General features: G+C 66.6%; 20 protein-coding genes and 1 riboswitch. Of the genes, 11 read left to right on the forward strand and 9 right to left on the reverse strand.

The genetic code is table 11. The annotated features are described in order from the left end of the window. Window positions 1–78: 78 nt before the first annotated feature. The 6 genes from hemA to QKY98_RS18090 all read left to right on the forward strand — a co-directional run bounded on the left by hemA (window position 79) and on the right by QKY98_RS18090 (window position 5470). Window positions 79–1347, forward strand: coding sequence for a glutamyl-tRNA reductase (gene hemA / locus QKY98_RS18065; RefSeq protein ID WP_007161557.1), 1269 nt, complete (start codon window positions 79–81; stop codon window positions 1345–1347). Further along, window positions 1344–2426: a peptide chain release factor 1 gene (prfA, locus tag QKY98_RS18070; protein WP_007161558.1), complete on the forward strand. Its 1083-nt coding sequence runs from the start codon at window positions 1344–1346 to the stop codon at window positions 2424–2426. The genes hemA and prfA overlap by 4 nt, the downstream gene beginning before the upstream one ends. Before the next feature lie 3 nt (window positions 2427–2429). Further along, a complete protein-coding gene (gene prmC, locus QKY98_RS18075) occupies window positions 2430–3260 on the forward strand; it encodes a peptide chain release factor N(5)-glutamine methyltransferase (protein ID WP_284671357.1) in 831 nt (276 codons plus the stop codon). Then, a complete protein-coding gene (locus tag QKY98_RS18080; RefSeq protein WP_284671358.1) occupies window positions 3254–4009 on the forward strand; it encodes a molybdopterin-synthase adenylyltransferase MoeB in 756 nt (251 codons plus the stop codon). Before prmC ends, QKY98_RS18080 begins: the two co-directional genes overlap by 7 nt. Beyond that, a complete protein-coding gene (murI, locus tag QKY98_RS18085) occupies window positions 4002–4793 on the forward strand; it encodes a glutamate racemase (protein WP_284671359.1) in 792 nt (263 codons plus the stop codon). The genes QKY98_RS18080 and murI overlap by 8 nt, the downstream gene beginning before the upstream one ends. A 152-nt stretch (window positions 4794–4945) precedes the next feature. Continuing rightward, window positions 4946–5470 (forward strand): acyloxyacyl hydrolase, encoded by a 525-nt coding sequence (locus tag QKY98_RS18090; RefSeq protein WP_027602873.1) that lies wholly within the window; start codon window positions 4946–4948, stop codon window positions 5468–5470. Window positions 5471–5498: 28 nt separating this feature from the next. On the opposite strand, the gene QKY98_RS18095 is transcribed toward QKY98_RS18090, so the two are convergent. The 4 genes from QKY98_RS18095 to QKY98_RS18110 all read right to left on the reverse strand — a co-directional run bounded on the left by QKY98_RS18095 (window position 5499) and on the right by QKY98_RS18110 (window position 10045). Beyond that, window positions 5499–6920: a cryptochrome/photolyase family protein gene (locus QKY98_RS18095; RefSeq protein ID WP_284671360.1), complete on the reverse strand. Its 1422-nt coding sequence runs from the start codon at window positions 6918–6920 to the stop codon at window positions 5499–5501. Then, window positions 6917–7861 carry a MerR family transcriptional regulator gene (locus QKY98_RS18100; RefSeq protein WP_150340595.1) on the reverse strand — a complete coding sequence of 315 codons (945 nt, stop codon included), beginning with the start codon at window positions 7859–7861 and terminating at the stop codon, window positions 6917–6919. The genes QKY98_RS18095 and QKY98_RS18100 overlap by 4 nt, the downstream gene beginning before the upstream one ends. After that, the gene (locus QKY98_RS18105) at window positions 7851–8822 is read right to left on the reverse strand and encodes a YbgA family protein (protein WP_027602876.1); all 972 of its coding nucleotides are present in this window, start codon (window positions 8820–8822) and stop codon (window positions 7851–7853) included. The genes QKY98_RS18100 and QKY98_RS18105 overlap by 11 nt, the downstream gene beginning before the upstream one ends. A 125-nt stretch (window positions 8823–8947) precedes the next feature. After that, on the reverse strand, window positions 8948–10045 hold the full coding sequence (locus QKY98_RS18110) for an NAD(P)/FAD-dependent oxidoreductase (protein ID WP_077173138.1): 1098 nt from the start codon (window positions 10043–10045) through the stop codon (window positions 8948–8950). Between the two features lie 65 nt (window positions 10046–10110). Here QKY98_RS18110 and QKY98_RS18115 point away from each other — a divergent pair, with 65 nt between their 5' ends. Beyond that, complete coding sequence (locus QKY98_RS18115; RefSeq protein WP_042136587.1) at window positions 10111–11019, forward strand: TIGR01777 family oxidoreductase; 909 nt, start codon at window positions 10111–10113, stop codon at window positions 11017–11019. Beyond that, a complete protein-coding gene (locus QKY98_RS18120; RefSeq protein WP_027598948.1) occupies window positions 11016–12071 on the forward strand; it encodes a ferrochelatase in 1056 nt (351 codons plus the stop codon). Before QKY98_RS18115 ends, QKY98_RS18120 begins: the two co-directional genes overlap by 4 nt. Before the next feature lie 22 nt (window positions 12072–12093). On the opposite strand, the gene QKY98_RS18125 is transcribed toward QKY98_RS18120, so the two are convergent. Together QKY98_RS18125 and upp are read right to left on the reverse strand one after the other, a co-directional pair. Beyond that, window positions 12094–13359 carry a uracil-xanthine permease family protein gene (locus tag QKY98_RS18125; protein ID WP_502945092.1) on the reverse strand — a complete coding sequence of 422 codons (1266 nt, stop codon included), beginning with the start codon at window positions 13357–13359 and terminating at the stop codon, window positions 12094–12096. A 2-nt stretch (window positions 13360–13361) separates the two neighbouring features. Further along, on the reverse strand, window positions 13362–14000 hold the full coding sequence (upp, locus tag QKY98_RS18130) for a uracil phosphoribosyltransferase (RefSeq protein WP_027598946.1): 639 nt from the start codon (window positions 13998–14000) through the stop codon (window positions 13362–13364). A gap of 255 nt (window positions 14001–14255) precedes the next feature. Here upp and QKY98_RS18135 point away from each other — a divergent pair, with 255 nt between their 5' ends. The 3 genes from QKY98_RS18135 (at window position 14256) to QKY98_RS18145 (ending at window position 15681) form a co-directional block, all read left to right on the forward strand. Beyond that, the gene (locus QKY98_RS18135; protein WP_027602880.1) at window positions 14256–14810 is read left to right on the forward strand and encodes a hypoxanthine-guanine phosphoribosyltransferase; all 555 of its coding nucleotides are present in this window, start codon (window positions 14256–14258) and stop codon (window positions 14808–14810) included. After that, window positions 14807–15277, forward strand: coding sequence for a WbuC family cupin fold metalloprotein (locus QKY98_RS18140; RefSeq protein WP_144961954.1), 471 nt, complete (start codon window positions 14807–14809; stop codon window positions 15275–15277). Before QKY98_RS18135 ends, QKY98_RS18140 begins: the two co-directional genes overlap by 4 nt. A gap of 116 nt (window positions 15278–15393) precedes the next feature. Next, window positions 15394–15681 (forward strand): PA4642 family protein, encoded by a 288-nt coding sequence (locus QKY98_RS18145; RefSeq protein ID WP_007161573.1) that lies wholly within the window; start codon window positions 15394–15396, stop codon window positions 15679–15681. A gap of 83 nt (window positions 15682–15764) precedes the next feature. On the opposite strand, the gene rhlE2 is transcribed toward QKY98_RS18145, so the two are convergent. From rhlE2 to ahcY, 3 genes are all read right to left on the reverse strand, one after another. Beyond that, window positions 15765–17657 (reverse strand): RNA helicase RhlE2, encoded by a 1893-nt coding sequence (rhlE2, locus tag QKY98_RS18150; RefSeq protein WP_278897346.1) that lies wholly within the window; start codon window positions 17655–17657, stop codon window positions 15765–15767. Between the two features lie 184 nt (window positions 17658–17841). Beyond that, window positions 17842–18678, reverse strand: a complete 837-nt coding sequence (gene metF, locus QKY98_RS18155; protein ID WP_007161575.1) for a methylenetetrahydrofolate reductase [NAD(P)H] — start codon at window positions 18676–18678, stop codon at window positions 17842–17844. A gap of 47 nt (window positions 18679–18725) precedes the next feature. Further along, entirely contained in the window at window positions 18726–20132 is a 1407-nt protein-coding gene (gene ahcY, locus QKY98_RS18160) for an adenosylhomocysteinase (protein ID WP_007161576.1), read from the reverse strand. 22 nt (window positions 20133–20154) lie between these two features. Further along, window positions 20155–20297: riboswitch (S-adenosyl-L-homocysteine riboswitch) on the reverse strand. Window positions 20298–20349: the final 52 nt, after the last annotated feature.

A 20349-nucleotide genomic window follows, 5' to 3' on the forward strand; every position in this document is an offset into this window, starting at 1 on the left:
TCGTCGCTGCTGGTTGTCGCCACCGCCCGCGCGTAGGACAATGTTCGGCTTTCCCAATCCGTTCGACTGCTTGCGTCCATGGCCTTTCTCGCGCTCGGCATCAATCACAAGACCGCCTCGGTTGAGGTGCGCGAACGCGTGGCTTTCACTCCGGAGCAGACGGTCGAGGCCCTGCGCCAGCTGGAGCAGGCCACCCACAGTCGCGAAGCGGCGATTCTTTCCACCTGCAATCGCAGCGAACTCTACCTGGAGCTGGAGCCTAGCCTGGCGGACGCCGTGCTGGCCTGGCTCGCCCAGTACCACCGGGTGCCCCTGGAAGACCTGCGCGCCAGCATCTATCTGCACCAAGACGAAGCCGCGGTACGGCACATGATGCGGGTGGCCGCCGGGCTGGACTCCATGGTGCTGGGCGAGCCGCAGATCCTCGGCCAGCTCAAGTCGGCCTATGCCGTGGCCCGCGAGGCCGGCACCGTGGGGCCGCTGCTGGGCCGCCTGTTCCAGGCCACCTTCAATACCGCCAAGGCGGTGCGCACCGACACGGCGATCGGCGAGAACCCGGTGTCGGTGGCCTTTGCCGCGGTCAGCCTGGCCAAGCAGATCTTCAGCGACCTCAGCCGCAGCCAGGCGTTGCTGATCGGCGCCGGCGAGACCATCACCCTGGTCGCCCGCCATCTGCACGAACAGGGCGTGCGCCGCATCGTCGTCGCCAACCGCACCCTGGAGCGCGCCAGCCACCTGGCCGAGGAATTCGGCGCCCATACCGTGCTCCTGGCCGACATTCCCGACGAACTGGTCAACAGCGATATCGTCATCAGTTCCACTGCCAGCCAGTTGCCCATCCTCGGCAAGGGCGCGGTGGAACGGGCGCTCAAGCAGCGTCGGCACAAGCCCATCTTCATGGTCGACATCGCCGTGCCGCGCGACATCGAGCCGGAGGTGAGCGAGCTGGAAGACGTCTACCTCTATACGGTGGACGACCTGCACGAGGTGGTGGCGGAAAATCTCAAGAGTCGCCAGGGCGCGGCCCAGGCCGCCGAGAAGCTGGTGCTGGCCGGGGTCGACGACTTCATGCAGCGGCTGCGCGAGCGCGCCGCGGTGGACGTGGTCCGCGCCTATCGTCAGCAGGGCGAGCAGATCCGCGACGACGAACTGGCTCGCGCCCAGCGCCAGCTGGCCAATGGCGCCGATCCCCAGGAAGCCCTGGCCGCCCTGGCGCGCAGCCTCACCAACAAGCTGATGCACGCACCGAGCGTGCAGCTCAAGAAACTATCCGCCGAGGGACGCGTCGACGCGCTGACCCTGGCTCAGGAACTCTTCGCCCTCGACGAGGGTTTGGACAAGACATGAAGACCTCTCTGTTGCACAAGCTCGACGGTCTGCAGGACCGCTTCGAGGAGCTGACCGCGCTGTTGGGCGACGCCGAAGTCATCAGCGACCAGACCCAGTTCCGCGCCTATTCCAAGGAATACGCTGAACTCGAGCCGGTCAGCCAGGCGTTCACCGAATACCGCAAGGTGCAGGCCGACCTGGAGGGCGCCCAGGCGCTACTCAAGGACAGCGATCCGGATCTGCGCGAGATGGCCGAGGAAGAGGTCGGCACTGCCAAGGCGCGCCTGCAGGAACTGGAAGACGAGTTGCAGCGCATGATGCTGCCGCGCGATCCCAACGACGGCCGCAACGTCTTCCTGGAAATCCGCGCGGGTACCGGTGGCGACGAGGCGGCGATCTTTGCCGGCGATCTGTTCCGCATGTATTCGCGCTATGCTGAACGCCAGGGCTGGCGACTGGAAGTGCTCTCGGAAAACGAGGGCGAGCACGGCGGCTTCAAGGAGGTCATCGCCCGGGTCGAGGGCGACAACGTCTACGCCAAGCTCAAGTTCGAGTCCGGCGCGCACCGGGTGCAGCGGGTGCCGGAAACCGAATCCCAGGGCCGCATCCACACCTCGGCCTGTACCGTGGCGGTGCTGCCCGAGCCTGACGAGCAGCAGGCCATCGAGATCAATCCGGCCGATCTGCGCGTCGACACCTATCGCTCCTCCGGGGCGGGCGGTCAGCACGTCAACAAGACCGACTCCGCGGTGCGCATCACCCACCTGCCCACCGGCATCGTGGTGGAGTGCCAGGAGGAACGCTCCCAGCACAAGAACCGCGCCAAGGCCATGGCCTGGCTGTCGGCCAAGCTCAACGACCAGCAGGACGCGGCGGCGCACAAGGAAATGTCCGACACCCGCCGGCTGCTGGTGGGGTCGGGTGACCGCTCCGAGCGCATCCGTACCTACAACTTCCCCCAGGGGCGGGTGACCGATCACCGCATCAACCTGACCCTCTATTCCCTCGGCGAGGTGGTCAACGGCGACGTCCAGCAGGTCATCGATCCGCTGCTGCAGGAATACCAGGCCGACCAGCTGGCGGCCCTGGGAGACTAAGCCATGGCCACCATCGGCGCCCTGGTGCGCGAAAGCCAGTTGCCGGATTCGCCCAGCGCCCGCCTCGACGTGGAATTGCTGCTGGCGGCCGCCCTGGACAAGCCACGCAGCTACCTGCGCACCTGGCCGGAGAAGCTGGTGCCGCGCGAGGCCCTGGCACGGTTCCAGGCCGATCTCGAACGCCGCCGGCAGGGCGAGCCGGTGGCCTATATCCTCGGCCAGCAGGGCTTCTGGTCGCTGGACCTGGAGGTCAGCCCCGATACCCTGATCCCGCGTCCCGACACCGAGGTGCTGGTGGAAACCGCCCTGGCGCTGCCCCTGGCCGACGAGGTGCGGGTGCTGGATCTGGGCACCGGTACCGGTGCCATCGCCCTGGCCCTGGCCCATGAACGACCGCGCTGGCAGGTCAGCGGGGTGGATCGCATCCCGGCGGCGGTGGAACTGGCCCGGCGCAACGCCCAGCGCCTGCGGCTGGGCAACGTCGGCTTCCAGCAGAGTCACTGGTTCGCCGCCCTCGCCGGACAGCGTTTCGAGCTGATCGTCAGCAATCCGCCCTATATCGCCGGCAGCGATCGCCATCTCGACGAAGGCGATGTGCGCTTCGAGCCGCGCAGCGCCCTGGTAGCCGGCACCGATGGACTGGACGATATCCGTGAGCTGATCGCGGCGGCGCCCGCGCACCTGCAGCCGGGTGGCTGGCTGTGGCTGGAACACGGCTTCGAGCAGGCCGCCGCGGTACGCGAACTGCTGGTGCGCCAGGGCTTCATCGAGGTCGAGAGTCGCCAGGACCTGGGTGGTCACGCGCGCATCAGCGGAGGCCGCTGGCCATGCTGAGCGACGGCGAACTGCTGCGCTACAGCCGGCAGATACTGCTGGCCCAGGTGGATATCGCCGGACAATTGCGACTGAAGGACGCCAGAGTGCTCATCGTCGGCCTCGGCGGTCTGGGGTCGCCGGTGGCGCTCTACCTGGCTGCCGCCGGCGTCGGCGAATTGCACCTGGCCGACTTCGACCAGGTGGACCTGAGCAACCTGCAGCGCCAGGTGCTGCACGACGAGAGCCGCATCGGCCAGGGCAAGGTGGATTCCGCCCTGCAACGCCTGGCGGCGCTCAATCCGGAGGTACGCCTGGTGCCGCTGCGCGAGGCGCTGGACGCCGACAGCCTGGCGGCGCGCATCGCCGCGGTGGACCTGGTACTGGACTGCTCGGACAACTTCAGCACCCGGGCGGCAGTCAATGCCGCCTGCGTGGCCACCGGGCGGCCGCTGGTCAGTGGCGCGGCCATTCGCCTGGAAGGCCAGCTCAGCGTCTTCGATCCGCGTCGCGCCGACAGTCCCTGCTATCACTGCCTCTATGGCGAGGGCAGCGAAGCCGAGCTCAGTTGCAGCGAAGCCGGGGTGCTTGGTCCGGTGGTGGGGCTGGTGGGCAGTCTGCAGGCACTGGAAGCGCTCAAGCTGCTGGCCGGCTTCGGCGAGCCGCTGGTGGGACGACTGCTGCTGGTGGACGCCGCGGGCAGTCGCTTCCGCGAATTGCGCGTCAAGCGCGATCCGGGTTGCCCGGTGTGCGGCGCCCGCCATGGCTGAGGAGGCGCCGGTCGGAGTCTTCGACTCGGGCGTCGGCGGCCTGTCGGTGCTGGCGGAGATCCGCCAGCTGTTGCCAGCGGAAACCCTGCATTACATCGCCGACTGCGGCCATATCCCCTATGGGGAAAAGACCCCCGCCTTCATCCGCGAGCGCTGCCAGCTGATCGCGGCGCGGCTGCACGCCCAGGGTGCCAAGGCCCTGGTGGTGGCCTGCAACACCGCCACCGTGGCGGCGGTGGCCGATCTGCGCGAACGCTATCCCCGCTGGCCCATCGTCGGCATGGAGCCGGCGGTGAAGCCGGCGGCCGCCGCCACCCGCAATGGCCGGGTCGGGGTGCTGGCGACCACGGGTACGCTGCAGAGCGCCAAGTTCGCGGCCTTGCTGGACCGATTCGCCCTGGGCGTCCAGGTCGTGACCCAGCCCTGCCCGGGACTGGTGGAGCAGGTCGAGCGCGGCGATCTGCACGGCCCCGAGACCCGGCGCCTGCTGCAGGGTTTTCTCGAGCCGCTGCTGACGGCAGAGTGCGACACCCTGATCCTGGGGTGCACCCACTACCCCTTCCTGCGCCCCTTGCTGGCGGAACTGGTGCCGCCAGAAATCATCCTGGTGGATACCGGCGCCGCCGTGGCCCGGCGCCTGCAGAGTCTGCTGGCGCGGGACGCGCGCCTGGCCCCTGGACCCGCCGGCCCGACGCGGATCTGGACGTCCGGCGAGCCCGCCGACCTGGAGGCGGTACTGCCGCAACTCTGGCCGGCAGGTGCCGAGGTAAAGGCGTTCGTCTGACTTTTCTGCCCGGGTTTTGCTCGCCAAATGCCTGTCCAGCGACTAGCATCCGACCTTGTAGGTAAAAATGTCCCAGCCTGTGAACACCTTCACGACTTAGGGGTCAATGCTGGCGGTTCGTAAAAACTAGAAACATCCATAAGGGCACTCTCATGAACAAATTGCTTTCCGTCGCAGTAGCCGCCGCGCTTTCGCTGGGTGGCGTGGCAGCGGCACAGGCTGTGGAAATCACCGGGGCGGTCGGCGCCACCAGCCAGAGCGGCATGACGTACCGCATCGGTGCCGGCTGGAACTGGGACAAGAGCTGGTGGCAGAGCTCCACCGGCCGCCTGACCGGTTACTGGGATGCGGGCTACACCTACTGGGAAGGTGACAACGGCCATTCTTCCGACCAGCATTCGCTGTCCTTCGCCCCGGTGTTCGTCTACGAATTCGGCCAGGGTCAGGTGAAGCCCTTTGTCGAGGCCGGTATCGGCGTCTCGGTATTCTCCAGCACCAAGGTCGGCGAACAGGACCTGGGTTCGGCCTTCAACTTCGAAGACCGCATCGGCCTGGGCCTGAAGTTCGGCGACACCCAGCGCGTCGGCATCCGCGCGACCCACTATTCCAACGCCGGCATCAAGCAGCCCAACGATGGCATCGAGTCCTATGCGCTGTTCTACAGCCATACCCTCTGATCCAGGGCCGATATGAAAAAAGCCGGACCTAGTCCGGCTTTTTCGTTTCCGTCTTGCGCGCCATGCCACGGTAGGCGGACAGGGCGCGCTGGCGACTCTCGCCCAGGTCCACCAGCGGCGTCAGGTAACGGCCCCCGGGGGTGTGCACGGCCTTGCCCTTGAGGTCGGCCAGCTCCGGTATCCAGGTGCGCACATAATCGCCCCGGGCATCGATCTTGAGCGCCTGGGTATGGGGATTGAATACCCGGAAATAGGGCACCGAATCGGTACCGGTGGAGGCGCTCCACTGCCAGCCGCCGTTGTTGGAGGCCAGATCGCCGTCGATGAGGTGCTGCATGAACCAGCGTTCACCTTCACGCCAGTCGATCAGCAAATTCTTGCAGAGAAACATGGCGGTCAGCATGCGCATGCGGTTGTGCATCCAGCCGGTCTGCAGGAGCTGGCGCATGGCGGCATCGATGATGGGAATCCCGGTGCGCCCCTGCTGCCAGGCGTCGAGGCCTTCGGGGTCGTCGCGCCAGGGCAGGGCGGCCAGGTCCCGGTTGAACGGCTGGTGCCGCGAAACCCAGGGATAGCCCACCAGCACGTGGCGATAGAATTCGCGCCAGAGCAACTCGGTGATCCAGGTGGCCGCCCCCTGCTTGCCGCCGCTGAGCAGGCCGTCATTGGCCCGGACCGCCGCCTGCAGGCACTGCCGGGGCGTCAGCACGCCGGCGTTGAGGTAGGCGGACAACTGGCTGGTACCGGGTGTGGAGGGAATGTCCCGCGCCTGGTGATAGTCCTCCAGGTCGTTTTGGATAAAGGCCTGCAGACGCTGCAGGCCGGCCTCTTCACCGGCCGGCCACAGCTGTTGCACCTCGGGCGAGATGGCCGCAAAGCCGGCGACCGAGGTGGGCAGGTCATCCGCCTGGACCAGACTTTTCTTCTGCTTGCCGGGAGCGGGCAGGGGCGTCGGCAGACCGGTTTCCAGGCGTGCCAGGCAGGTCTTCCTGAACTGGCCGAAGACCTTGAAATAGCCGCCGCTCTTGGTCAGCACCGTACCCGGCGCGAACAGCGTCTGGTCTAGATAGCGATGGGCCGTCAGCCCCGCCGCTTCGAAGGCTTCAGCCACGGCGTCGTCGCGCGCGGCTTCGTTGACCCCGTATTCGTCATTGAAGTGCAGGTGTTCGAGGTCCAGTTCCCTGGCCAGCTCAAGCAGTACCTGGGGCGCCTGTTTCCAGCGCTCGGCGCTGCGCACCAGCAGGGGGATACCGAGAGAACCGAGCGTCTTGCCCAGTTCGGCGAGATTGCGCAGCCAGAAATCGACCTTGACCGCCGCCTCGTCATGTTCCTGCCACTGGGCAGGACTCAGCAGGAAGACGGCCACCATCGGACCCTGTTCGGCGGCGGCGTGGAGAGCGGGATGATCGAGGGTGCGCAGGTCGGTACGAAACCAGACGAGCTGACTCATGTGTGGCGTTCCTGGCGCAGGAGGCCGGCACTCTGCAGGCGGTCGAAGGCCTCCCCCGGGCTGCGCGCCGGTGCGGCGTCGGCGGTCAGGGATTCGCCCAGAGCGCCCAGGGTCAGGCAGGGGCGGGCATGGCGGTTGGCGAAGGTCTGCAGCTGGCGGCGCAGCTCGCTGTCGGGTCGACTGTCACGGCAGAGCACCAGCGCGCGGGGCTCCAGCTGCTCGACCAGGCGATCCAGATTGCCCGCGGGGACCGCCCATTCCACGATCTCGACCGGGCACTCGGCGGCGCTGATCAGCCAGGCGCAGAGCCACAGGGACACATTCATCGGCGTGTCGTCGAGATTGAGCAGCACCAGGGGGGCGCCTCTCAGGCTGTGCTGGCTGTGGTAGATCCGCGCGCCCAGCTTGCTGCGCAGCCAGGACTGGAAGAACACCTGTTGCAAGCCGCCATCGTCGGTGGCCTGGCTCAGGCGCTCCAGTTCCCGCAGCAGCGGCCAGAGCAACTGGTCCAGCAGCACCCGCGGGGGATAGAGCGAGGCGGCGCGATTGTAGGCTTCGTCCAGGGCGCGCGAGGCCAGCCGGCCGATGGCGTCCATCATCTCCTGATGGATGCCCTGCCAAGGCGTGTCGCTAGGTACCGCGGCGGGCCGCTGTTCGTCGAGCAGTCCCTTGACCTGGCTGACCGCCACGCCGCGGGCGATCCAGGCGAGGATCTGCTGCACCCGGACCACATGGGCCTCGCTGTACAGCCGATGGCCCTTGGGGGTGCGCTTGGGCACCAGCAAGCCATAGCGCCGCTCCCAGGCCCTCAACGTCACGGCGTTCACGCCGGTGCGCCGGGCGATTTCCCGGATGGGCAGCCAGCCCTCATGGAGAGCGGACTGGTAGTCCTGCTCTTCGGCGTTGGACGACGAAGGCAAGGGAGAGGCGCTAGATGGCATTTCGCAGACTCAGGCGTTCGGGGTGCGGTTGGAGATAGGCCTGCTCGTTCACATAACGATCCGGATGCTGGCGGAAGTGGTGCTTGAGCAGCGTCAGGGGCACGACCAGAGGAACGACGCCCTCGTGGTACTGCTCGATGAGCTGCTGCATTTCCTGCTTCTCGCTGTCGCTCAGGACCCGACGCAGATAACCGAATAGATGATAGAGCACATTGCAGTGAGTACCACGGGTAGCGCACTTTTTCAGTGCAGCCATCAGGCCACTGAAATACTCCTGTCCCAGCTCGTCCAGATTGCGCTGGCCGATGCTGCCGACCAACTGACCAAGCGCCCGGGCCCGGTGGGCATCATGGGCCATGAGTTGGTACTTGTAGCGCGAATGATAGGACAGCAGGGCACGTGCCGTCAGGCCTTGTTGCATGAGCTGCAGCCAATGAGCGTGGGCGAAGACGCGGGTGACGAAGTTTTCCCGCAGCACCGGATCATTCAGGCGCCCGGCTTCTTCCACCGGCAAGTCCGGTCGTAGACGCATGATGGCGGCGGCGAACAGGCCGCGACCGTCGGTTTCGCTGCCCTGGCCATTGGCGTGATAGACCTTGACCCTTTCCATGCCACAGGAAGGCGATTTCTGCATGAAGATGAAGCCGGACAGGTCGGTGAGCTCGCCCGCCATCTTTTCCCCGTAGCGGGTCAGGGCGGCGGTCACGTCCAGGCTGGGGTCGACGGTGCCCACCGCGCGCGGCGCCTGGGAGTCGCCCACCAGGCGGATGGGTTCGCGGGGCGTGCCGAGGCCGATGGCCATTTCCGGGCAGACCCGGACGAAGTCGAAGTGCTCGGCGAAGGTCTGGCTGCAGAGCCGGGATTCCTTGTGTCCACCGTTATAGCGGACTTCGTCACCCAGCAGGCAGGCACTGATGCCCAGGCGCGGGCGGGGCAGGCTGGAGGAGGAGTTGGCAAGCATGGAGATCCCCTGTCGTGTATTTTCTTGTACAAGGTTTTCCTGTTTGTACAAGTTTGGTGCAACTTTCGACAGGGGGCTGCGGCAAAAGATTCGCCGCAGGTTACAGACGGCGTGCGCTTCGTCGCTTAATCCAGACTGCTCAGGAGCTGCTGCGCAGCCTCATGACCACTCAACCAGGCCCCTTCCACCCGCCCGCTGGAGCACCAGTCGCCACAGACGAAGACGCCCATGTCGGGGTCGGCCAGGGCGCCCCACTGGTGAGGTTGCGCGGGGCGGGCATAGAGCCAGCGATGGGCCAGGGTAAAGGCCGGCGCCGGCAGCGGACAGCCGATCAGCTCGGCGAAGGCGCCGTGCAGACGTTCGATCACCGCGTCCTTGGAGGCATCGATGTGCGCCTTGCTCCAGGCGCTGGTGGCGTGCAGCACCCAGGTGTCCAGGGTGGTGTCGCGCCCGGGCTTGCAGCGATTGCGCGCCAGCCAGTCCAGTTCGCTGCCCTGCACGAAGCAGCCTTCCACCGGGGTCTGCAGGGGCGTGGCGAAGGCCAGGGCCACCGACCAGGTCGGTTCCATGCTGACGCCGGCCACGGTGGCCGCCAGCTTGGGCACGCTGGAGAGCAGGGCGGTGGCCTGGGGCGCCGGCATGGCGATGACGACCTGGGCGAAGGGGCCGTGGGTCTCGCCGCTGGCGTCCAGCAGGTGCCAGTGCTGGGCGCCGCGAAAGACCTCGGTGATGCGGCAGTCGAAGGTGACCGGCAGATCGGCCAGCAGGTGGCGGGTGATGGCGCTCATGCGCGGCACCCCGACCCAGCGCGGCTGCTCGTCCTGGGAGGGACTCAGGCGCCCGTCGCGATACTGGTAGAGCACCGGATTCCATTCGGCCGCGCAACCGGCTCGCCGCCATTCGTTGAGGGCGTCGATGAAGCGCCGGTCGCGGGCGGTGAAATACTGGGCGCCCAGGTCCAGGGCACCGGCTTCGCTGCGCTTGCTGGCCATGCGGCCGCCGCTGCCGCGGCTCTTGTCGAAGATCTGGACCTGCTGCCCGGCGCGAATCAGCGTCTGGGCCGCGGCAAGTCCGGCTATTCCTGCGCCAACGATGGCGATGGGGGCAGTCATGATGGACCTCGCTTGTCTGACGATTCGCCCTTGTCGAACGTTTGCGCGCGCAAGGGCTCTACGGCTACGACTGGCAACCGTTCTGGATCTTTCGACCCACGACCATACCAAACAATCCTCTTCCCTTCGTTCAGATGCATACGGGCGGCAGGGCAATACGAGAAGGAAGTGACGACATGCATATCCTGCTGACAGGTGGCACCGGATTGATCGGCCGCGCGCTGTGCCGCCAATGGGCGGCTGCCGGGCACCAGCTCACCGTGCTCAGCCGCGACCCGGCGCGGGTAGCGCGCGAATGCGGACCCGGCGTGCGCGGCATCGCCCAGCTGGACGCGCTGGGCGACGAGCAGCTGGACGCGGTGGTCAACCTGGCCGGCGCGCCCATCGCCGACAAGCCCTGGACACGCAGTCGCAAGGCCGAACTCTGGCAGAGCCGCATCGGCACCACCGAGCGCCTGATCGAGTGGCTGCGCGGGCGCCCGCAGAAACCCGCGGTCCTGCTCTCCGGCTCGGCCACCGGCTTCTATGGCGACAGCGGCGAAAAACCGGTGAGCGAGGCCGACAGCCTGGCCGGCCCCGACTTCGCTGGCGAGCTGTGCCTGGCCTGGGAGCAGATCGCCAACGAGGCCGAGCAACTGGGCATCCGCGTGGTCAACCTGCGCACCGGCCTGGTACTGGCCGCCGACGACGGCTTTCTGCTGCGCCTGCTGCCGCCCTTCCGCTTCGGCCTGGGCGCGCGCCTGGGCAATGGACGCCAATGGATGCCCTGGATTCATTTACAGGATCAAATCGGGGCCATCGATTTTCTTCTCAACCGAAGCGACGCCCAGGGTCCCTATAATCTCTGTGCCCCCCAGCCGGTCCGCAACCGCGAGTTCACCGAAGCGCTGGGGCGGGCCTTGCGGCGCCCGGCGCGATTGCTGATTCCCGCCTTCGCCCTGCGCCTGATGGGAGAGCTGTCCATCCTCCTGCTGGGTGGTCAGCGCGCCCGACCCGAGCGCCTGCTCGCGGCCGGGTATGTCTTTCGCTATCCCGAGCTGGACGCGGCCCTGGCCGACCTGCTCGCTGCCAAGGATTCACGATGACTACCAACGCTCTGCTGCTCGCCAACCTGGGTTCGCCCGATTCGCCCCACGTCCCCGACGTGAAGCGCTATCTGAACCAGTTCCTGATGGATCCCTATGTGGTCGATCTGCCCTGGCCGCTGCGCCGTCTGCTGGTGTCCCTGGTGCTGATCAAGCGACCCGCCGCCTCGGCCGAGGCCTATGAGTCGATCTGGTGGGACGACGGCTCGCCGCTGATCGTGCTCAGCCGCCGCCTGCAGGAGGCCGTGCGGCCCCTCTGGCGCCACGGTCCGGTGGAGTTGTGCATGAGATACGGCGAGCCCTCGGTGGAATCGGTGCTCAAGCGCCTGGCCAGCCAGGGCATCCGCGAAGTGACCTATGCGCCGCTCTATCCGCAGTTCGCCGACAGCACCACCACCACCGCCATCGTCGAGGCACGGCGGGTGATCGAGGCCCACCAGCTGCCGCTGACGCTGAAGATCCTGCCGCCCTTCTACGACCGTCCGGAATACCAGGCGGCGCTGGCGGCCAGCGTCGAGCCCTATCTCGAGGAGCCCTACGACCACCTGTTGCTGTCCTTCCACGGCCTGCCCGAGCGGCACATCCGCAAGCTGGTCAAGGATCGCAGCCACGACCTGCGCGCGCCCGACAGCAGCAAGGTCAGCGCCAAGGCCCTGGCCGTCTGCTATCGCAGCCAGTGCCAGCGCACCGCCGAGCTGGTGGCCCGGCGCCTGGGCATTCCCGATGGCAAGTGGTCGGTGTCCTTCCAGTCACGGCTGGGCAAGGACAAGTGGATCGAGCCCTACACCGAGGCGCGGCTGGACGAGCTGGCCAAGGCCGGCGTGAAGCGCCTGCTGGTGATGTGCCCGGCCTTTGTCGCCGATTGCATCGAGACGCTGGAAGAGATCGGCGATCGCGGGCGCGAGCAGTTCATCGAAGCCGGTGGCCGGGAGCTGGTGCTGATTCCCTGCGTCAACGACAACCCGGCCTGGGCGCAGGCGCTGGTGGAACTGTGCGAAGAGGTGGCGGAGCTGCCGCCGCAGCCCATCGAGCAACCCAAGATGCCGGCCTAGGCCGGCATCTGGAGGCGTGCCGTCAGAGCAGCGGACGCTCAGGCGGCTCGGCGTCCTTCTTCCAGGCGTTGTGCCCGGGCAGGACCAGGTTGAGGCCGATGGCGATCAGGCCGCAGAGGGAGATGCCCTTGAGGCCGATCTCGCCGTTGCCGAAGACGATGCCACCGATGCCGAACACCAGGGTCACCGAGACGATCACCAGGTTGCGCGCCTCGGACAGATCCACCTGATGGCGGATCAGGATGTTCAGCCCCACCACCGCGATGGAGCCGAACAGCAGGCAGAGGATGCCGCCCATGACCGGCACCGGGATGGTCTGCAGTGCCGCGCCGAACTTGCCGACGAAGGCCAGCACCATGGCGAAGCCCGCCGCCCACAGCATGACCCGCGGATTGTGGTTCTTGGTCAGCATCACCGCGCCGGTCACCTCGGCGTAGGTGGTGTTGGGCGGTCCGCCGAACAGGCCGGCGGAGGAGGTGGCCAGGCCGTCACCCAGCAGGGTGCGGTGCAGACCGGGTTGCTTGAGGTAGTTCTCGCCGGTCACCCCGCCCACCGCAATCACCCCGCCGACATGCTCGATGGCCGGCGCCAGGGCCACCGGGACCATGAACAGGATGGCGCCCCAGTGGAATTCCGGTGCGACGAAGGCCGGGATCGCCAGCCAGGGCGCAGCGCCGATGCCCTCGGTATGGACGATGCCGAAGACGAAGGCCAGCGCGTAGCCGACGAAGACCCCGGCGAGGATCGGCACCAGGCGGAACATGCCCTTGCCGTAGATGGCCACCAGCAGGGTAGTGACCAGCGCCGGCATGGAGATCATCATCGCCGTGGCATAGGGCACCAGCTGGGCGCTGCCGTCACCGGCCTTGCCCATGGCCATGTTGGCCGCCACCGGCGACAGGCCCAGGCCGATGGAGATGATCACCGGGGCGATCACCACCGGCGGCAGCAGGCGATCGATGAAGCCCACGCCACGCAGCTTCACCGCCAGCCCCAGGAAGGTGTAGACGAAGCCGGCCGCCACCACGCCGCCCAGCACCGCCGGCAGGCCGAATTCGGCCTTGGCGGCGATGATCGGGGCGATGAAGGCAAAGCTCGACGCCAGGAACACCGGGACCTGACGGCCGGTGACCAGATGGAACAGCAGGGTGCCGAAGCCTGCGGTGAAGAGGGCCACATTGGGGTCCATGCCGGTGATCAGCGGCATCAGCACCAGGGCGCCAAAGGCCACGAAGAGCATCTGGGCGCCGACCAGGATCTCCCGCCAGAGCGGTTCCCGCGCGGTCACGCTCAGGCGTCCTTCTGCTTGGTGCCGAAGATCTTGTCACCGGCATCGCCCAGGCCCGGCAGGATGTAGCCATGCTCGTTGAGGCGCTCGTCGATGGAGGCGGTGTAGAGGCGCACGTCCGGATGGGCTTGCTCGACCGCGGCGATGCCCTCGGGCGCCGCGACCAGCACCAGGGCGCGGATTTCCTTGGCCCCGGCCTTCTTCAGCAGATCGATGGTGGCGATCAGGGAGCCGCCGGTGGCCAGCATGGGATCGATGATCATGGCCAGGCGCTGGTCCAGTTCACCCACCAGCTTTTCCAAGTAGGTGTGGGCCTGCAGGGTGGATTCGTTGCGGGCGAGGCCGACCACGCTGACCCGGGCGCTGGGGATCAGGCTGAGCACGCCGTCGAGCATGCCGATGCCGGCGCGCAGGATGGGCACCACGGTGACCTTCTTGCCGGAGATCTTTTCCACCTTGACGGTACCGCACCAGCCCTCGATGTCCACCTCTTCCACCGGTAGGTCCTTGGTCGCCTCGTAGGTCAGCAGGGCACCGACTTCCTGGGCCAGTTCACGGAAGTTTTTGGTGCTGATGTCGGCGCGCCGCATCAGACCGAGCTTGTGACGGATGAGCGGGTGGCGGATTTCGTGGACGGGCATGGGATTCTCCAGAGACGGTAGGGCAGCGGATCGAGGGCGGTTTCGGTACGACCGGCGGCCCGAAGGCCTGCCGCAGGAAGGGCAGGCGCACAAAAAAACCGCGGTACATTAAAGCATCCGGCTCGAGGTGGGCAGTACCCTGCGACAATAGTAGCCGCCTGGCGGCGCTTGAGATCGGTCCGCGGTGTCTGTACCTTTGCCGCCTTTTATCCGCGCCAACCACCCCGCAGGCGCCCCGTCCCCCGGAGAAGCCCCATGTCCGCCGATCTCGCCCACATCCGCCAGGTCATGCAGGAAGCCGATTGCCTGTATGACGAAGCCCAGGTCGAAGCGGCCATCGACCGGATCGCCGCGGCCATCACCGCCGATCTCGCCGAGCGCAATCCAGTGGTCTTCTGCGTCATGAATGGCGGCCTGATCCTGACCGGCAAGCTGGCCACCCGGCTGAATTTCCCGCTGGAAATGTCCTATCTGCACGCCACCCGCTATCGCAACGAGACCACTGGCGGCGAGCTGTTCTGGAAGGCCAAGCCCGAGGTGTCCTTCATCGATCGCGACGTCCTGATCGTCGACGACATCTTCGACGAGGGCCACACCCTCAAGGCCATCATCGACTTCTGCCGCCATGCCGGCGCCCGCGAGGTCCATACCGCGGTGCTGATCGACAAGACCCACGACCGCAAGGTCAAGGGCCTGCAAGCCACCTATGTCGGCCTGCCCTGCATCGATCGCTATATCTTCGGCTACGGCATGGACTACAAGGGCTACTGGCGCAATGCGCCCGGCATCTACGCCGTGAAGGGACTGTGACCGCCCGGCTGTTCGATCAGGCGCTGTTCGCCGATCTGCTCCGGCAAGCGGCGGCCAGTCCGCGCCGCCGTGCCCATCACAACCTGCACGCCATGGACGAGCCCTGCCACCGCCTGGTGGTGGGCATGTGCGAGGACAGCTACATCCCGCCCCATCGCCACCTGGATCCGCACAAGTCCGAGAGTCTGCTGGTGCTGCAGGGCCGACTCGGGCTGTTGACCTTCAGCGAAGAAGGGCAGGTGCTGCTGCGCCGCGAGTTGTCCCAGCGCGCCGGTTGCCCGGGCGTCGATCTCGCCCCCGGGCACTACCATGCGCTGGTTGCCCTGGAGGGCGACTGCCTGTTCTTCGAATGCAAGGCCGGGCCCTTCGTGCCTCTGGGCGAGGGTGAGCGACCCGACTGGGCACCGCTGGAAGGCGCCGCCGATGCCGAGCGCTATCGCCGCTGGATGCGCGCTCAATTCGATTGAACTTTTGATCGGGGTCGCGGTATTGCCCTGGCTTTGTCACTGGCGGGCAGGCGAGGGGCGGGGTTAGAATCGGCCCTCTTTTCTCCAAAGAATCCCCCAGCACAGGTAGCCAAAGGATGCGCAAGGATAAAAAGCAGGTCATCGGTGAAGAGATCAGCGACGAGCAGATCAAGCTGTTTCTCGCGGTCGAGCCGGCGGACGATACCCCCGCGTCTCTGCACAAGCTGGTCAAGGCCTATCGCGGTCTGCGTCCGGACGATTTCGAGCGCTTCGTCGGCTTCTTCGTCGAGGCCGGCTACGATCTGGATGCCCGTAACGATCAGGGTGAAGACTTCATCGAGCTGATCCGCAGCCATCGTCAGGCCGAGCCCTATATCGACGCCCTGCGCGCCGCGCACGCCTGATCTGCCGCAGGCAAAAAGAAACCCCGCCAACGCGGGGTTTCTTTTTGCCTGGAGTTTGGGCCGCCTGAGCGGCCCGCACTTCATCAGGCTTCGCGGTTGCGGGTCAGCAGCGCGGGCTTCTCGCTGCGCGGCCGGCTCGGCAGGTCTTCCAGCTGCTCCAGGGTCGGCAGGCGGTCGGCACGCGACGGCTTGTGCACGATCTTCGGTTGCGGCTTGCTCGATGCCCGCTCTTCCTGGGCATAGGCACGCGGCTCGCTGGGTGCGGCCTCGTAGGGGCGGGCGGCGCGGGGCTGGCCATTCTGGCCACGGCGCTTGCCGGGCTGCTGCTGTTGCTGGCCACGCTGGGCACGGGCAGCGCCCTGACCCTGGCCTTGACCCTGACGGGGCTGCTGACCATTGCTGCTCGCGGCTGCCGGACGGGCACCGTTGCCGCCGTTGCCACGGCGCTGGCCGTTGCGACCCTTGCCCTGGTAGGGGCTGACGTAGTCGACGCTGTTGCCGAAGTTGTCGTAATCGTCGTCCAGGAATTCTTCCGGATCACGATTGCGCGGCTGCTGGGCCGCGGCCTGGCCGGGTTGCGCATTGGCCTGACCGGCGTCGTCGCGATCACGGCGGTCGCGACGATTGCGGGTACGGCCCTTGCGCTCGCCCTGGGGCTGGGCACCGGACTGCTCGCCGCTGGCGGCCTTGCCCTGGTTCTGGCCCTGGCCCTGATTCTGGCCTTTGCCTTCGCTGCGCGCCGGCTTGTCGGCCTTCTTCTGGCGATTCTGCTGCGGCTTGCCACGCGGCTCGCGCGGGGCACGTACTTCCGGCTGCTCCGGCGGCACGGACTGCGGATCGAAACCCTGCATGTCGCCGTCGGGGATGCTCTGCTTGGTCAGGCGCTCGATGGCCTTGAGCAGCTTCTCTTCGTCGGGCGAAACCAGGGAGATGGCTTCGCCGCTACGCCCGGCCCGACCGGTACGGCCGATGCGGTGGACATAGTCTTCCTCGACATTGGGCAGCTCGAAGTTGACCACGTGGGGCAACTGGTCGATGTCCAGGCCGCGGGCGGCGATGTCGGTGGCGACGAGGACGCGGACCTCGTTGCTCTTGAAGTCGGCCAGGGCCTTGGTGCGGGCGTTCTGGCTCTTGTTGCCATGGATCGGCGCGGCCGGCAGGCCATGCTTGTTCAGGTACTCGGCCAGGCGGTTGGCGCCGTGCTTGGTGCGGGTGAACACCAGCACCTGTTCCCAGGCACCCAGGGTGATCAGGTGGGCGAGCAGGGCGCGCTTCTGGTTGGCGGGGATGCGGAACAGCCGCTGCTCGATGCGCTCGACGGTGGTGTTCGGCGGGGTGACCTCGATCCGCTCGGGATCCTGCAGCAACTTGCCGGCGAGGTCGGTGATGTCCTTGGAGAAGGTGGCCGAGAACAGCAGGTTCTGGCGGCGCGCCGGCAGACGGGCCAGGACCTTCTTGACGTCGTGGATGAAGCCCATGTCGAGCATGCGGTCGGCTTCGTCCAGCACCAGGATCTCGACGGCGGACAGATCGACGCTCTGCTGACCGGCGAGGTCCAGCAGACGCCCCGGGCAGGCGACGAGCACGTCGACGCCCTTGGCCAGGGCGGTGACCTGCGGCTTGAGGCCGACGCCGCCGAAGACGCAGGCGCTGCGCATGGGCAGGTCACGGGCATAGACCTTGAAGCTGTCGTGGACCTGGGCCGCCAGTTCGCGGGTCGGCGTCAGGACCAGTACGCGCGGCTGCTTGGCCACGTGCTGGCGGCCATCGGGATGACCATTGGGAAACAGGCGCTCGAGTACCGGCAGCGCGAAGCCACCGGTCTTGCCGGTGCCGGTCTGGGCAGCCACCATCAGATCGCGACCCTGCAGAACGGCCGGAATGGCGCGTTGCTGAACAGGAGTGGGATTCGTGTAGCCAGCGTCTTCCACGGCGCGGGCAAGGGCCTCGGAGAGACCGAGGGAAATGAAGGACATGCGGGGTTCCTGTCTCTGTCGGCGTCCCGCCGACGTGGGGGCGCGGTTGCGCTTCCGGTTGACGTCCGAAAGGTTTCGGACGTCTCGCCCGCCCTCGTCATCCTGCGCTGGATGAAGAGTCGGGCGATGACCGGTAGCGGTAATCACGATTGGGTGAAGTCGCCGCCAGTTCGCGTGGCCGACTTCAAAAACCGAGGTTTCGCCAGATGGCGATACACGGCTCCGCTTGGTTCAGGGTGTAGAAGTGCACACCGGGTGCCCCGCCTTCGAGCAGTCGCTCGCAGAGGGCGGTCATGACTTCTTCGCCAAAGGCCTGGATGCTCTGGGTGTCGTCACCGTAGGCTTCCAGTTGCTTCCGCAGCCAGCGTGGCAGTTCAGCGCCACAGGCATCGGAGAAGCGCGCCAACTTGCTGTAGTTGGTGATCGGCATGATGCCAGGGATCACTGGGGCTTCGACTCCCAGTTTGCGGACACGTTCCACAAAATGGAAGTAGCAGTCGGCGTTGAAGAAGTACTGGGTGACCGCGCGGTCAGCACCGGCCTGCATCTTGTACACGAAATTGCGCACGTCGTCCGTAAAGCTGCGCGCCTGCGGATGGGTTTCCGGATAGGCGGCGACCTCGATATGGAAGTGATCGCCGGTTTCCTCGCGGATGAAGGCGACCAGATCGCTGGCATAACGCAATTCGCCACCACCGGACAGGCCCATGCCGGACGGCAGGTCGCCACGCAGGGCGACGATGCGGTTGATGCCGGCTTCCCGGTACTGCTGCAGCAGCTCGCGCAACTTGGCCTTGCTGTCGCCGACGCAGGACAGGTGCGGCGCGGTGGGTACCCCGACCTCGTCGTTGAGCTGGCGCACGGTACGATAGGTGCCGTCGCGGGTGGAGCCGCCAGCGCCGTAGGTGCAGGAAAAGAACTCCGGCCCATGACTCGCCAGCTGCCGCGCGGTGGCGATCAGCTTCTCGTGGCCCGCTTCGGTCTTGCAGGGAAAGAATTCGAAACTCAGACTGGGTTTCACGGCGTCTCTCTCGTGAGCGGCCCCGCCCTGGCGGGCGGGGCTGGCCATCAGTAGCGGTAGCTGTCGGGCTTGAAGGGGCCTTCCTGGGTCACGCCGATGTACTTGGCCTGAGCCTCGGTCAGACGGGTCACCACACCACCGAAGCCCTTCACCATTTCCAGCGCCACTTCCTCGTCGAGCTTCTTGGGCAGGACCATGACGGTGACGTTGGCGGTCTTCTCGGCGACCGGCAGGTCGGCGAACTTCTCCTGGTACAGGTGGATCTGCGCCAGCACCTGGTTGGCGAAGGAGCCGTCCATGATGCGGCTGGGGTGACCGGTGGCGTTGCCCAGGTTCACCAGGCGGCCCTCGGCCAGCAGGATCAGGTAGTCGTCGTTGGCCGGATCGACGGTCAGGCCGGTGCGGTGGATCTTGTGCACCTGCGGCTTCACCTCTTCCCAGCCCCAGTGCTGGCGCATGAAGGCGGTGTCGATCTCGTTGTCGAAGTGACCGATGTTGCACACCAGGGCGCGCTTCTTCAGGGCCTTGAGCATGTTGGCGTCACAGACGTTGACGTTGCCGGTGGTGGTGACGATCAGGTCGATCTTGCCCAGCAGGGCGCGATCCACGGAGGCTTCGGTGCCGTCGTTCAGGCCGTCGACATAGGGCGAGACCAGCTCGTAGCCGTCCATGCAGGCCTGCATGGCGCAGATCGGATCGACTTCCGAGACCTTGACGATCATGCCTTCCTGACGCAGCGAGGCGGCCGAGCCCTTGCCCACGTCGCCGTAGCCGATCACCAGCGCCTGCTTGCCGGACAGCAGGTGGTCGGTGGCGCGCTTGATGGCGTCGTTGAGGCTGTGGCGGCAGCCGTACTTGTTGTCGTTCTTGCTCTTGGTGACCGAATCGTTGACGTTGATCGCCGGGACCTTGAGGGTGCCGTCCTTGAGCATGTCCAGCAGGCGATGCACGCCGGTGGTGGTCTCTTCGGTGATGCCGTGCACGCGCTCCAGCACCTGCGGATACTTGTCGTGCAGGATCTGGGTCAGGTCACCGCCGTCGTCCAGCACCATGTTGGCGTCCCAGGGCTGGCCATCCTTGAGGATGGTCTGCTCGATGCACCACTCGTATTCGGCTTCGGTCTCGCCCTTCCAGGCAAACACCGGGATGCCGGCGGCGGCTATGGCGGCTGCGGCCTGGTCCTGGGTGGAGAAGATGTTGCAGCTCGACCAGCGCACTTCGGCGCCCAGGGCCACCAGGGTCTCGATGAGCACGGCGGTCTGGATGGTCATGTGGATGCAGCCGAGAATCTTGGCGCCAGCCAGGGGTTGCTCGCCGGCGTACTTGCGTCTCAGACCCATGAGGGCGGGCATTTCCGATTCGGCGATGATGACTTCGCGACGACCCCAGTCGGCCAGGGAGATGTCGGCGACCTTGAAATCGTTGAAAGCGGCAGGCGTGAGGACAGCGCTCATTGAAGAGTCTCCATTCGTTAGGTGCGAATGGGCGCCGTTGATGCGTTCTGATAACGCTCCGCTCGAGCCTGACAACGCCTGGCGTCATGCCCGCCGAGGGTCCCGCGCCAGCGGCGGGTCGGCTAGGATGGGATAACGCAGCGTGCTGCAGCGCCCCTCGAACGGAAGGCGGGGCGGCCTGGTGGCCGCGATGCGCGGGCAGTATAACGAGGATCGC

It is taken from the genome of Pseudomonas sp. HR1 (genome assembly GCF_030175875.1).
GTDB classification, from domain to species: Bacteria; Pseudomonadota; Gammaproteobacteria; order Pseudomonadales; family Pseudomonadaceae; genus Chryseomonas; species Chryseomonas oryzihabitans.